Origin of the sequence: Egicoccus sp. AB-alg6-2 (genome assembly GCF_041821025.1) — a bacterium.
Classification (GTDB): Bacteria; Actinomycetota; Nitriliruptoria; order Nitriliruptorales; family Nitriliruptoraceae; genus Egicoccus.
In genome coordinates this window covers 212,075-224,583 of the sequence record NZ_JBGUAY010000007.1, presented here as the reverse complement: position 1 = coordinate 224,583, position 12,509 = coordinate 212,075, and the positions used below count along the sequence as shown (strand labels likewise).

The following is a 12,509-nucleotide window of genomic DNA, read 5'->3' as shown; positions in this document are numbered from 1 at the left end:
GCGTGACCGACACCGCGCCCCCCATCGATGCGCCGCCGACGACCCGACGCGGCCGTCTGCAGCGCCGCCTGCGCCGGCAGTCGCGCACCGCAGGACGCGACACCGCCGTCGCGATGGCCCTGACGGCACTGGTCGTCGGCGTCGTCCACGGGGGCGGGTTGCTCGAGGGCGAACCCGCAGCGGCGGCCGAGATGACCGGCGACGCGACGTTTCGGGCCGTGATGGTCGGTGACGTGATGTTCGGCCGTCATGTCGAACGCGCCGCCGAACGCCACGGGCACGATTGGCTGCTGCAGGAGATGCGCCCGGTGTTCGCCGGGGCCGACTACGTCACCGGCAACCTCGAACAGGTCATCACCCCCGACCCCGACGCGCTGCCCGACGCGGACAAACTGATCCACCTCGCCAGTGACGAGCGGGCGGCGCAGGCGCTCGCCGACGCCGGCTTCACCACCATGGCGCTGGCGAACAACCACCTCATGGACCACGGCATCCCCGGGCTGCGCGACACGATCGCCGCGCTCGACGAGGTCGGCCTGTCCCATGTGGGCGCCGGCGCGTCGCTGCAGGACGCGATCGAGATCGACTACCAGGAACACGGCGAGCTGACCGTGGCCACGCTCGCGTTCAGCGACGCCTACGTGGTCGGCTTCGTCGCCCTGGCGTTCCAGGGCGGGGTCTTGTCGGCCGAGCAGGACCGTGCCAGCCGCCTGATCCGCGAGGCGTCGGCCAACGCCGACCTGGTGATCACCCACTTCCACTGGGGTACCGAGTACGGCTTCGCCGCCAACCGTGACCAGCGCGAACTCGCCGAGATGGCCGCAGCGTCCGGTGCCGACATCGTCATCGGCCACCACCCACACGTGCTGCAGCGGGTGGAGCGCATCGGCGACACGCTGGTTTTCTACAGCCTCGGCAACTTCGTCTTCGACCAGGGCTGGTCGCGCACCCGCGAATCGGCCGTGGCGCGCTACCAGCTGCGGTCCGACGGGCGGGCCCGCGTCGAGCTGCTGCCCATCGAGATCCGCGAGGGGGCACCTCGGTTGTTGTCCGGGCCCCTGGCCGAGTATCGCCGTGCACGCATCTTTCAGCGGCTGGGCGGCGGCGAGGGGCTCGCGTGGCGGCGCGAAGCCGGCATGCTCATCACCGAGGTGGACCACGGCAGGGTGGTCGCGACCGAAGGCGACGTGGAGGCCACGTCGTGATGACGGACCGGTGGCTGAACTACGTGCTGGCGGTCGTCGTGGTCGTCGGCCTGGCCGGCGTGTCGGTCTACAACCAGCCCCGTGACCGGCAGGAACGGGCGGAGTTCCTCGACCAGGACCTCACCGAGCTCGAGGACGATCCCGAGCCCGTCGCCGAACGCGACCCGGTGCAACTGCAGCGCCGCGACGACCGCGAGCCGGCCGCCGCGGAGGACGAGGCGCCCCGGCTGGTCCAGTACGGGGTCAGTACGAGCCACCCGGCGGCGACCGAGGTAGGCATGGAGGTGCTCACCAACGGTGGCAATGCCGTGGATGCCGCGATCGCGATCGCCTATGCGTTGGGCGTCGCCGAGCCGTTCGGGTCCGGGATCGGTGGGGGCGGCGCCATGCTCGTCCAGCCGGCCGACGGCCCGGCCCGCTACTACGACTACCGAGAGATCGCCCCGACCGACGGCGGCATCCCCGCGTCCGACATCGGCGTCCCCGGCCTCGCGGCCGGCATGGAGCACATCCACGACGAGCACGGCTCGGTGTCACTGCCCGACCTGATCGAGTACGCGGCGCGGCTGGCCGAGGACGGCGTCGAGGTCGACGAGTACCTCCACGAGCGGTTGCGCGGCGCCGCCCACCGCATGCCGATCCACCTGCTGCCACGGCTGTTCCCGGCCGGACAGGCCGTTCCGGCCGGCGAGTTGCTGCGACAACCCGAGTACGCCGAGGCCCTGCGGTTGATCCAGCAGGAGGGGGCGGCGGTCATGCACACCGGCGTGCTCGCCGAGCGGATCGCCGACGCCGTCGAGGGTCTCGATCCCGAGGACCTGGCCGACTACGAGGTCATCGAGGTGGAGCCGGCGGTCGGGACGTTCGCGGGTCACACGATCGTCTCCGGCGGCGCGCCGGTCAGCGGCGCGCCGATGGTGCAGCTGCTGCAGATCGCCGAGGAGCGCGGCATCCGCGACCTCGATCTCGGCAGCGTCGACGCGGTCCATCTGCTGGCGCAGGCCTGGCGGACCGCCAACGACCAGCGCAGCCATCACGTCGGCGATCCGACCGTCGAGGAGGTCGACGTCGACGCCCTGCTCGACCGGGACCACACCGCCGAGCTGGCCGCCCGCATTCCCGACGACGGGTTCGTCACGGTCGAGGACGAGGACGACGCGCTGTCGTTCGAGTCCGACACCACCCACGTCGTGGTCGTCGACGCGACCGGCACCGTCGTGTCGATGACGAACACGCTCAGCAACTTCTTCGGCTCGGGCCTGCCCGTGTCGGGCTTCTTCCTCAACGACCAGCTCAAGAACTTCAACCCGGAGCCCGACTCGATCAACCATGTCGCGCCGGGGAAGCGGCCACGCAGCTTCATCACGCCCACGGTCGTGCTCGACGGTGACGGTCGGCCGGTGCTCGCACTGGGTTCACCCGGCGGCCGCCGCATCCCCAACATCGTGGCCCAGGTGCTGGTGCGCTGGGCCGGTCAGGGCGAGGCGCTGCAGGAGGCGGTGTCGGCGCCGCGCTTCCACCTCGAACGGGACCTGCTCGAACTCGAGGAGGCGATGGGGAGCGACGCTTCGGGGCAACTCGCCTCGCGCGGCTACCGGGTCACCACCGAGGTACCCACCAGCGAGTACTTCGGGGCGGTGCAGGTGCTCGAGATCGACTGGGAGACGGGCACCATCGACGGCGCCGACGATGCCCGCCGCCCGGGCCGCTGGGAGGTCGCCGACCGGTGACCGGTCGGTGTCACCGGCTGGTCAGTCCCACGCGGGCCCACCGTCGGGGTCGATGAGGCGCTGCTGGCGCTCGAGGCCGTGGATGCGCTGCATCTCGGCGTCGCTGAGCTCGAACCCGAAGACGTCGAAGTTGGCACGGACGCGCTCCGGCGTGCCCGACTTCGGGATGGCGACGGTGTTGGGCTTCTGCAGCATCCACCGCAGGGTGACCTGGGCGGCGGACACGCCGTGTTCCTCCCCGATCTCGCTCAGGGTCGCATCCTCGGTGACCCGCCCCCTGGCCAAGGGCGAATAGGCGGTGAGGAAGCCCCCCCGCTGCTCGAGCACCTTCTCGATCGGATCCACACCGAGGAAGGGGTGGTGCTCGACCTGGTCGGTGACCACGGGGGCCAGCTCGAACGCCTGCTCGAGCATCGCCGAAGGGAAGTTGGAGACCCCGATGGCGCGCGTGAGACCGTCCTCGAGGAGCACCGTCATCGCACCGAGCGTTTCCTGCAGCGGCGCGTACTTCTCCGCCGGCCAGTGCAGCAGGATCAGGTCGACCTGGTCGACGCCGAGGTCGCGCAGGCTCTGCTCGGTCGAGGAGCGGACGTCACCGGCCGCGGCATTGCTCGGCTTGATCTTGGTCGTCAGGAACACCTCACCGCGGTCGACGTCGCTGTCGGCGATGGCACGGCCCACCTCGGCCTCGTTGTCGTAGCCCTGTGCGGTGTCGATGTGCCGGTAGCCGACCTCGAGCGCCGTACGGGTGCCCCGATAGGCGTCGTCGCCCTGCAGCTGGAAGGTGCCGAAACCCAGCCGCGGTACCGTCAGGTCGTTGCCGAGTGAGATGGTGGGGCCCATGTGCTTCCTCCGGGATGGCGTGCTCCGACGGCTCCGACCGTAGGTCGCGAGACGGCGTTCCCGCGAAGCCGGCCCCGGCCTCCGGCCACGTCCCGCGCGGTGTACGGATGGCGCCCGCAAGGTCGCGAACTGGTCGTACGGTCGCAAACGCGGACGACCAGGCTCTCTACGCTCTGACCCTTCCCGATGCGAGGTTCGGTTCATGGCGACGCACAGCATGGAGTTGCTGAGCTGCAGCAGTTACGGCTGTCCCGGCTGTACCTACCGTCACTTCCTTCGGACCTCGGACCAGTCCCGCCTCACCGAGGTGCCGGACGAGGGCCTGTACACCGCCGAGCAGCTGGCGGTCCTCGGCCGGGCCGCGCTGGCCACGGGAGCCGTCGAGGCGAAGGCGTAGCCGAGCACGTGATCGACTCCGCACCACCACCGGCGTCAGCCGGACCGGAGCGAGTTGGTGACGTTGTGGTCACGGCCAGCGCTTCCGCGGGCGGCAAGGAGGGAGCACGATCCGGGAGGCGGTCGCCGCACTCCCGCCTCGGCCGCCCTCCCACGGAGACGACGATGAACATCGACAAGGACCAGATCCTCGGCATGCTGCGTGACCGCGGCGAGCAAGACAAGGCGCAGCAGGCCGACCAGGAGCTGCCGCAGCAGGTCGACACCGACGACCCTGAGCACCGCAACATCCTGCAGAAGTTCGGTATCGATCCCATGGCGCTCGCCAAGCAGTTCCTCGGCGGCAAGGGCATCCCCGGTCTCTGAACCGCCCCCTCGGCCGGCCGCCCCCCACATTCGGCTCCCGACACGAACGTCGGCGATGGCCGGCCCCGGGTGACCCCGGGCCGCGCCCCACATTCGGCTCCCGACACGAAACCGTGCGGCGGGTGAGGAGAGGACGAGGGATGGCGGCGAGGTAGTCCTGCGAACCGTCGCCGGGTCCGCAGACCTTCGCGGTCGCGGCCGGAGCCCCGTAGGGCACGTCGCGGCCGGGCGTTGCCGCCGGCGTCAGGACAACTCGGCCCGCGCCGCGCCGAGGAACCGGAAGGTCCACTCCTCGGCGAGTTTGCGGCTGCCGCAGAACACGTTCGGGACCGTCGGGTAGCGCACCTGCAGCTGCGCAACGAGGTCCGCCAGGAAGCCCGGCTGGACGTGCTCACGGGTGAACAAGTCGCCGTAGCGTCCCTCGACCACCACCGCGGCGCGCTCGAGGGCGGCGAGTTCGGCCATCGCGAACGACAGCGACGCATCGACGGCGCTCGTCGAGAAGTCGTCGAGGGACTTGCGCTCGACCGCAGCGACGATCCGGCCGTCGATGGCGATGCCGTAGTCGCCGCAGGGCAACGGCTGCGCATCCACGACCGCCTGCTGGTTCGCGAAGCGGTAGCCGTAGCGCTCGCGGGTGTCCCTGAGCACGGTGAGCACCTCGGCGCCCGAGGCACGCCGCGTCGGGACTCGTAGACCGGGGCGGACACCGCCCACGGTCTTCGGGGTCTGCCAGAAGATGCCTTCACGGCCGCTCTTCAGCCGCGTGAAGACGAACTGCGACCGGTTCTCGCGGTGGCGGTCGAGCACCAGGTCCACCGAGCGACCACGCCAGGCACAGGTCCGGACCGCCACTTCCTCGACGAGCTCGAGCCCGTCGACGTCGGGCCAGGCGTCGGCCCGGTGGCAGTAGACCTTCGCGGTACGGGGCCAGCGCTCACGTGCCTTGAGCAGCAGCGGACCGTCGGGCACGGGCACCCACAGCAGGTAGGCGAGTCGAGAACCCGGGTCGGGATTGCGCGCCACACGGAACAGGACCGTCATCTGTGGCAGCCTCGCGCACCGGGGGCGGTCCGGGCAAGCCAGAACCGCCTCGCCGGTCTTTCGTGGAGAACTTCGGCGGCACGTTCACGGGTAGGGTTTCCGGCTCCGACGACGGTCCTCCACAGGCCGGAGCCGACCCATCCGGCCGGCTGTCCACCTCGGCGCGACGCTTGCGGACCCACCGATCCGGAGGCAATCGATGTCCGTTCCGCCCGCCGGCCCCGGCCACCGCACCGACGCAGCGCATGATCGTCCCGCGGACCTGACCCACCGCCAGCGTCAGGTCCTGGCCGCGCTCCGACGCCTGTACGAGCGACACGGCTACGCCCCGACGCTGCGCGAACTCGCCGACGAGGTGGGCGTCTCCTCCCCCAGCACCATCCTCAGCCACGTGCGTGTCCTCGAACGCCGCGGCGCGATCGAGCGCCGTCCCGGGCGTCCCCGCACCGCCCGTCTCACCGACGCGTAGCGCCTCGAACCACCTTCTGCGGAAAGCTCGAGACGGCGGAGCGGCCCGTGCCGAGGCCGGCGACCTGAGCGCGTTCAGTCCTGTTTGCGGGCGATGGCCTCGCCGAGCTCCTGCTTGGTCATCTTCGACCGGCCCTTCACACCCAGCTTCTTCGCACGCTCGTAAAGCTCCTGCCTGGTGTGCCCCTCCACGTCCACGCCTCCCGCGGTGCGCCCCTGTTTGCCCGGGCCGCCCCGCTTGGCGCGCTCGTCGGACGGTCCCTTCTCCTTCTTCGGCTCCCAGTGGTCGCCGACCTTCTCGAAGCTGTGCTTCACGGCCGCGTAGGCGGTGCGTTCGGCACGTTCCTCGATGCCGTCGTAGGTCTCGAGCGCCGAGTTCAGCGTCTTCGTATACGTGCGTTGCGCCTTCTTCGGTGACCGCTGCAGCGTTCCGGGCAGGTCGCTCTCGTCGTTCACGGGCATTACCGGACTCCTGGCGTGAGGTCGACCTCGAGGCTGCGTCGACCGGCCGCGGTTCGCGACCGCCGAACGGACCCGGTCGTCCACAGCCGCCGAACGATCCGATCAGCGGAGCGGGCGGCCGGACGCCCATCATCGGTGCCGTCGCTGCCGCCGAGGAGGCCACGTTGACCGCGACCACCACGACCGAACCCCGACTCGACGAGGCACCGTTGACCGACGCCGTCCGGCGCCTGCGGGACGCCGAACAGGCCGCCGCCACCACCCGTAGCCGGGCCGCCGTCGCCAAGGAGGAGGTGGCGCTGACGCTGTTCGCCATCACCGAGTCCTTCCGTGATGGTTCCGCGGCCCTGCCGCTCGACACCCTCGACCGCCTGTACTGGGAGATGCGCGACCTCCGCGTGGTCGACATCGCCCGCGCCTTCGGCATCTCCCAGGGGCAGCTCACGAAGCTGGTGCGTCCACGCACGGAATCGACGCCGTGCCCGGACTGCCACCGCGACGTCGAGGTGCTGCGACGCACCCGCAGCGACATGGACCCCCGGCGATGCCTCTCGTGCGAACAGGCGGCACGCGAGCGCGCCGAGCTCGCGCGGCAGCAGCGTGAGCTCGAGCTGGCGCACGTCGACCACGACGAGCGTCCACCGCCGGGCATCTACGACGACGCATCGTCGTCGGTCGGCTACGTCGGCGCCTACCCGGCCTGGGACGTCCCCCCTCCGCAGCATCCGGATGCGATCTGCGACGTCTGCCACGAACCGGCCGGACGGGGCGGCTGGTGAGCCGCCTCAGACCCCGAGCGTCGCTGCCCCACCGTCGTAGATCAGCCGCCCGTCCTCCACGCGAACGACGTCGGTCGGCACGTGTTCGGCCAGGCGGCCATCGTGCAGCAGGTGGCGCAACGGCACCTCCGTGAGCAGCGTGACGTGGTCGGCGACGAGCCGCCGGTGGCAGCGCCACCACAGCGACTCGCTGCAGAGCACCGCCGTGGTGTGTCGGGCGGCCTCGTCGAGCACGCCGGCGACGGCGCTGTGGAACTCCTCGGAGCCGAGGTGGTCCGCATACGCCCGGAACGACGCGTTGCGAAGGCCCGTGTGGGGCGAGTCGGGGCGGCGGCTGCGGCGGCCTCCCAGGCGTTCCTCCCACCGGTACACGATCCCTGCCTCGGGTAGCCACTCCTGCATGCGGTCGCGCGCGACGTGCGGGTGGCGACGGCTGCCGGGGAAACGTCGTATGTCGACCACCGACGCGATCCCGGCGCCCAGGAACAGCGAGACGAGCTCGTCCTGCGTGGCGGTCCCGTGGCCCACGGTCAGCAGCACGCCCCGCTCCTTCCGCCTGTCCAGCCGTCCTGCGCAACGTCCCGCGGAGAACGCCGCAGCCGGTCCAGGGCGCATCTCGGCCGGTGGTGTCGCACCCCAGCCGTAGCGTGCCACGACCTCGCCGCCAGGAGGCCGCCACCATGTCCCTCTCACCGTTGGTCCTGCCCGCCCAGCCCGTGACGCACGTCTCACGGCTGTCTACGGTGCCGCGACGCCGCACGAGGATGGCCGCCATGGACCTGGACGAAGCCCGCGACTTCCTACGCCAGCACCACCGCGCGGTGCTGCACACCCACCGCGAGGACGGCAGCCCGCAGCTGTCGCCCATCACCGTCGGCGTCGACGACGACGGTCTCGCGGTCGTGTCCACCCGCGAGACCGCGGTGAAGGTCCGCAACCTCGAGCGCGATCCCCGGGCGTCGCTGTGCGTGTTCACCGAGGCGTTCTTCGGCCCGTGGATCCGCATCGACGGGAACACCACGATCGTGCGCGGCGAGGATGCCATCGAGCCGCTGGTCGACTACTACCGACGGGTCTCGGGCGAGCACCCCGACTGGGACGAGTACCGCGACGCCATGCGCCGCGATCGGCGGGTGCTGCTGCGCATCGCGCTCGCCTCGGCCGGGCCGGACGTCGCCGGCTGACCGACGACTCCGTCCGTCAGCCGTGGAGCCGGAGCTCCATCAGCTCGGGACGTTTGCACGCCACCGCATCGCCGCTGGAGACCCCGCGCAGCCGCCGACCCACCCAGGGCAACAGGTGCCGGCGGACCCACCGGACGTCCCCGGCGATGACGTGGCGCCGGGGCGCCGCGCCGGCTGCGCCGAGCGGCTCGCGCCACCAGCCGGCCTCGCCGCCGAGCAGTGCCTCGTCCTCAACGCCCAACGCTTCGAGGACGGCGGCTGCCACGCGCCGGTGTCCCTCCGGTTGCAGGTGCAGCCGGTCTTCGTGCCACATCCGGCGATCCTGCAGGGCCGGTTCGCCGCCGACGTCGGCCACCACGGCTCCATGACGCGCGGCGGTCCGCCGGACGCCGGCGTTGAAGATGGCGAACCGGCGTGCGAGGTTGTCGGCCAGCCGCCCGCTGCCGCCGGCCCGCTCCAGCGCCGTGAACAACACCACCTCGGCCCCGCTGGCGCGCAGCCGGCCGACGGCATGCTCGTAGCGGCGCACGAGGTCCTCGATCGCGACCTTCGGGCGCAGCACGTCGTTGCCGCCGGCGTGGAACGAGACCAGGTCCGGCTCCAGCGCCAGGGCCGCCGGCACCTGCTCCTCCACCACTCCGTCCAGCAGTCGGCCACGGACCGCGAGGTTGGCGTACTGCAGCGCGCCGTCGTCGTCCCGGGCGGCGAGGAGCGCCAGTGCCTCGGCGAGTCGATCGGCCCAGCCGAGGTGTCGGCCGTCGAGACCGAGCTCGTCGAACAGTCCCTCGGTGAAGGAATCGCCCAGGGCCACGAACCGACGGTAGGACGACACGGTCAACTCCTCGGACGAACGCGGGCCGGAACGCTAGCGGCTGGACCGACCCGGGAAGCCCTTGACAACGCTGTGGTTACCGGTGTTAAGTGATCATCGTTAAGTGAACGTCGTTCACAAGGATCCCCCGCCACCGCAGCGGCACCACCGGAGAACCACGATGCGCCCTTCCGATTCCACCCTCGCCGAGCAGGGCCCGCTCCGTTCCGACGCGCCCGGCGGCGTGCGGCCCGACCTGTTCGTGGTCCGACACCGCTGGCAGGTGCTCGCGGTCACCCTGGCGCTGCTCGCGGTCGCCGGCATGGTGGGCGGCGACGTCGCGAGTCGCTTGTCCGCCGGCGGCTTCGACGACCCGCAGGCCGAGTCCTCGCGGGCCGCCGACCTGCTCGCGGACCGCTTCAAAGGCGGCGTGCCCAACCTCGTCGTCGTCGTCGACGCCACCGACCTCGCCGCGTCGCCCGCCGTGGCCGCGAACGCGGAGCCGACCGCCGCGACCGGCGACGACCGGAGCGGACCCGGCACGATGCCGGGCTCGGCGCTGGTGGACCACCCCGAGGTGGCCGCCGCCGCGCAGCGCCTGGTCACCGCGCTGGCCGCCGAGGAGGGGGTCGCAGAGGTGGTGTCGTACTGGACCCTCGGCAACGTCCCCCCGTTGCGCAGCACCGACGGCACCCAGGCGCTCGTGCTCGCCCGCATCGAGGGTGACGGCAACGCCAGCCAACACACCGGTGCGCGCCTGCACGCCAGCTACGACGGCACCTTCGACGGGCTCGGCGTCGATGTGGGCGGCCAGGCCGTCACCTTCACCACGATCACCGAGACCGTCGAGGAGGACCTGTTCACGGCCGAGATGATCGCGCTGCCGATCACCCTCGTGCTGCTGGTGCTGGTCTTCGGCAGCGTCGTCGCCGGGCTGCTGCCGCTGGCCATCGGCGGGTTCGCGATCCTCGGCACCTTCCTCGTGCTACGGGTGGTCACCGGCTTCGCCGAGGTGTCGATCTTCGCCCTCAACTTCACCACCGCGATCGGGCTCGGGCTCGCGATCGACTACGCGCTGCTGGTCGTGTCGCGCTACCGCGAGGAACTCGCGCTCGGGTTCGAGGTCCCCGAAGCGATCCGCCGGACCGTCGCGACCGCCGGGCGAACCGTGATCGTCAGCGCGGCCACCGTCGCCTCGTCGCTCGCCGCGCTGCTGGTGTTTCGGATCGCGTTCCTGCGCTCGTTCGCCTACGCCGGCATCGCGGTGGTCGCACTGGCCGCCATCGGCGCCGTCGTGCTGCTGCCGGCCCTGCTCGCCGTGGTGGGCCGCAACGTCGACCGGCTGCGTGTCCGCAGGGTCCGCACGCTCACCGAGGGAGAAGGCGTCTGGCACCGCATCGCCACCACCGTGATGCGGCGCCCGATCCCGGTCGCCACGACCGTCATCGCACTGCTGGTGTTCGTCGGCGCACCCTTCCTGGGCATTCAGCTCGGCTTCCCCGACGACCGCGTGCTCCAGCCCGGCTCGGAGGCGCGCACGGTCGGCGACACGCTCCGCGAGGCGTTCGACACCTCGGAGTCCGGCGCGCTGACCGTGGTCGCCGACCGGGTCGACGTCACCGACCCGGTCGTGGCCGACGGCCTCGACGGTTACGCGCGCACCGTGTCGGCGCTGGCGGGCGTGGCGCGTGTCGACGCCGCGACCGGCACCTATCTGGCGGGGACCCGGGTCGCGCCACCCACCCCGCTGGCGCAGCGTCTGGTCGCCGCGGACGCGACCTACCTGTCGGTGATCCCCTCGGTGGAGCCGGTCTCGCCCGACGGCGAGGTGCTGGTGGCCGAGGTCCGGGCGCTCGACGCCCCGTTCGAGGTCCTCGTCGGTGGGGCGTCCGCGGAGCTCGTCGACGGCAAGGCGGGCCTGGTCGACCGGCTGCCGCTCGCCCTGGCGCTGATCGCCGCGATCACGTTCGTGGTGCTGTTCCTGCAGTTCGGCTCGATCCTCGTTCCCGTCAAGGCGATCGTGCTCAACCTGCTGAGCCTGTCGGCCACCTTCGGCGCCATGGTCTGGGTGTTCCAGGACGGCCACCTCGCCGGGCTGCTCGGCTTCACGCCGACCGGGACGATCGTGACCACGATGCCGGTGCTGATGTTCTGCATCGCGTTCGGCCTGTCGATGGACTACGAGGTGTTCCTGCTCTCACGCATCAAGGAGGAGCACGACCGCGGCCGCGACAACGCCGGCGCGGTCGCGATGGGGCTGGAGAAGACCGGACGGATCGTCACCGCCGCCGCCCTGCTGATCGGCGTGGTGTTCATCGCGTTCGCGGTCAGTCGGGTGTCGTTCATGCAGCTGTTCGGGATCGGCATGGCCTTGGCGGTCCTCGTCGACGCCTTCCTGGTCCGCGCCACCCTGGTACCCGCGTTCATGCGTCTCGCCGGTGGCGCCAACTGGTGGGCCCCGGCGCCGCTGCGTCGGCTGCACGAGCGCTTCGGGATCAGTGAGCACGTCCGGCTGGATCCGCCGTCCGCGGCCACGACGCCCGATGTGGTACCAACCCCGGTGTGACCGACTCCCCCGCCGCCGCTCGCCCCCACCGCGCCCGACGTGGAGAGGGCGAGCGTCTGCGTGTCGAGGTCATGGACGCCGCCGAGTCGCTGCTGCTGCAGCACGGCCGCCCCGACGCGGTCTCCATGCGCGCGATTGCGAAGAAGGTCGGGGTCACCCCACCGGCCATCTATCTCCACTTCGACACCAAGGAGGAGCTGTTCTTCGCCGTCTGCGACCGGCGTTTCAACGCCTTCACGGAGGCCGTGGTCGCTGCGCTGACCGAGGCCGGACCGGACGCGACCGCGATCGAACAGCTGTACCTGCTCGGCCACGCCTACATCGACTGGGGACTGGCGAACCCGGAGCACTACGCCATCCTGTTCGGCGGCGCGATCTCCATCCCCGAGGGCGTCGACCCGATGCAGTTGCAGGGCCGTCAGTCGTTGGACGCGCTGCTCGGCGTGATCAGCCGGGGCATCGAGGACGGTGTCTTCGCCGTCGACGACCCCCAGACCGCCGCACTGATGCTGTGGTCGACCGTGCACGGGTTCGTCGAGTTGGCGACGTTCAAGCAGGAGTACGTGCCAGACATCGACGTCCGCAGCCGCAAGACGGCCGTCCTCGACCAGGTGCTGCACGCCCTGCTGCGCTGACGTCGCCCGGTACCGTCTGC

14 protein-coding genes are annotated in these 12,509 nt (G+C 71.3%); 9 read left to right on the top strand and 5 right to left on the bottom strand.

The window, feature by feature from the left end; translation table 11 throughout:
* Window positions 1–2: 2 nt before the first annotated feature.
* A complete protein-coding gene (locus tag ACERMF_RS14670; RefSeq protein ID WP_373669857.1) occupies window positions 3–1,205 on the top strand; it encodes a CapA family protein in 1,203 nt (400 codons plus the stop codon).
* On the top strand, window positions 1,205–2,935 hold the full coding sequence (locus tag ACERMF_RS14665) for a gamma-glutamyltransferase family protein (RefSeq protein ID WP_373669915.1): 1,731 nt from the start codon (window positions 1,205–1,207) through the stop codon (window positions 2,933–2,935). Before ACERMF_RS14670 ends, ACERMF_RS14665 begins: the two co-directional genes overlap by 1 nt.
* A gap of 21 nt (window positions 2,936–2,956) precedes the next feature.
* On the opposite strand, the gene ACERMF_RS14660 is transcribed toward ACERMF_RS14665, so the two are convergent.
* Window positions 2,957–3,778: an aldo/keto reductase gene (locus tag ACERMF_RS14660; RefSeq protein WP_373669856.1), complete on the bottom strand. Its 822-nt coding sequence runs from the start codon at window positions 3,776–3,778 to the stop codon at window positions 2,957–2,959.
* Window positions 3,779–3,980: 202 nt separating this feature from the next.
* Between ACERMF_RS14660 and ACERMF_RS14655 the strand changes: the two genes are divergently transcribed.
* Together ACERMF_RS14655 and ACERMF_RS14650 are read left to right on the top strand one after the other, a co-directional pair.
* Window positions 3,981–4,175 carry a hypothetical protein gene (locus ACERMF_RS14655; protein ID WP_373669855.1) on the top strand — a complete coding sequence of 65 codons (195 nt, stop codon included), beginning with the start codon at window positions 3,981–3,983 and terminating at the stop codon, window positions 4,173–4,175.
* 164 nt (window positions 4,176–4,339) lie between these two features.
* Window positions 4,340–4,540 carry a hypothetical protein gene (locus tag ACERMF_RS14650; RefSeq protein ID WP_373669854.1) on the top strand — a complete coding sequence of 67 codons (201 nt, stop codon included), beginning with the start codon at window positions 4,340–4,342 and terminating at the stop codon, window positions 4,538–4,540.
* A gap of 243 nt (window positions 4,541–4,783) precedes the next feature.
* Here the strand turns inward: ACERMF_RS14650 and ACERMF_RS14645 are convergent, their stop codons facing one another.
* Complete coding sequence (locus ACERMF_RS14645; RefSeq protein WP_373669853.1) at window positions 4,784–5,584, bottom strand: ERCC4 domain-containing protein; 801 nt, start codon at window positions 5,582–5,584, stop codon at window positions 4,784–4,786.
* Between the two features lie 199 nt (window positions 5,585–5,783).
* On the opposite strand from ACERMF_RS14645, the gene ACERMF_RS14640 reads away from it, so the two are divergent.
* Window positions 5,784–6,053 (top strand): hypothetical protein, encoded by a 270-nt coding sequence (locus ACERMF_RS14640; protein ID WP_373669852.1) that lies wholly within the window; start codon window positions 5,784–5,786, stop codon window positions 6,051–6,053.
* Between the two features lie 74 nt (window positions 6,054–6,127).
* Here the strand turns inward: ACERMF_RS14640 and ACERMF_RS14635 are convergent, their stop codons facing one another.
* Window positions 6,128–6,514, bottom strand: a complete 387-nt coding sequence (locus ACERMF_RS14635; RefSeq protein ID WP_373669851.1) for a ChaB family protein — start codon at window positions 6,512–6,514, stop codon at window positions 6,128–6,130.
* A gap of 164 nt (window positions 6,515–6,678) precedes the next feature.
* On the opposite strand from ACERMF_RS14635, the gene ACERMF_RS14630 reads away from it, so the two are divergent.
* Entirely contained in the window at window positions 6,679–7,293 is a 615-nt protein-coding gene (locus tag ACERMF_RS14630; protein WP_373669849.1) for a hypothetical protein, read from the top strand.
* Between the two features lie 6 nt (window positions 7,294–7,299).
* On the opposite strand, the gene ACERMF_RS14625 is transcribed toward ACERMF_RS14630, so the two are convergent.
* Window positions 7,300–7,833, bottom strand: a complete 534-nt coding sequence (locus ACERMF_RS14625) for a DUF488 family protein (protein ID WP_373669848.1) — start codon at window positions 7,831–7,833, stop codon at window positions 7,300–7,302.
* 233 nt (window positions 7,834–8,066) lie between these two features.
* Between ACERMF_RS14625 and ACERMF_RS14620 the strand changes: the two genes are divergently transcribed.
* Window positions 8,067–8,477, top strand: a complete 411-nt coding sequence (locus ACERMF_RS14620) for a PPOX class F420-dependent oxidoreductase (RefSeq protein ID WP_373669847.1) — start codon at window positions 8,067–8,069, stop codon at window positions 8,475–8,477.
* A gap of 16 nt (window positions 8,478–8,493) precedes the next feature.
* On the opposite strand, the gene ACERMF_RS14615 is transcribed toward ACERMF_RS14620, so the two are convergent.
* On the bottom strand, window positions 8,494–9,309 hold the full coding sequence (locus ACERMF_RS14615; protein ID WP_373669846.1) for an SGNH/GDSL hydrolase family protein: 816 nt from the start codon (window positions 9,307–9,309) through the stop codon (window positions 8,494–8,496).
* Between the two features lie 160 nt (window positions 9,310–9,469).
* On the opposite strand from ACERMF_RS14615, the gene ACERMF_RS14610 reads away from it, so the two are divergent.
* Together ACERMF_RS14610 and ACERMF_RS14605 are read left to right on the top strand one after the other, a co-directional pair.
* Window positions 9,470–11,854, top strand: coding sequence for an MMPL family transporter (locus tag ACERMF_RS14610; protein WP_373669845.1), 2,385 nt, complete (start codon window positions 9,470–9,472; stop codon window positions 11,852–11,854).
* A complete protein-coding gene (locus tag ACERMF_RS14605; RefSeq protein WP_373669844.1) occupies window positions 11,851–12,489 on the top strand; it encodes a TetR/AcrR family transcriptional regulator in 639 nt (212 codons plus the stop codon). Before ACERMF_RS14610 ends, ACERMF_RS14605 begins: the two co-directional genes overlap by 4 nt.
* The last annotated feature ends 20 nt before the right edge of the window (window positions 12,490–12,509 follow it).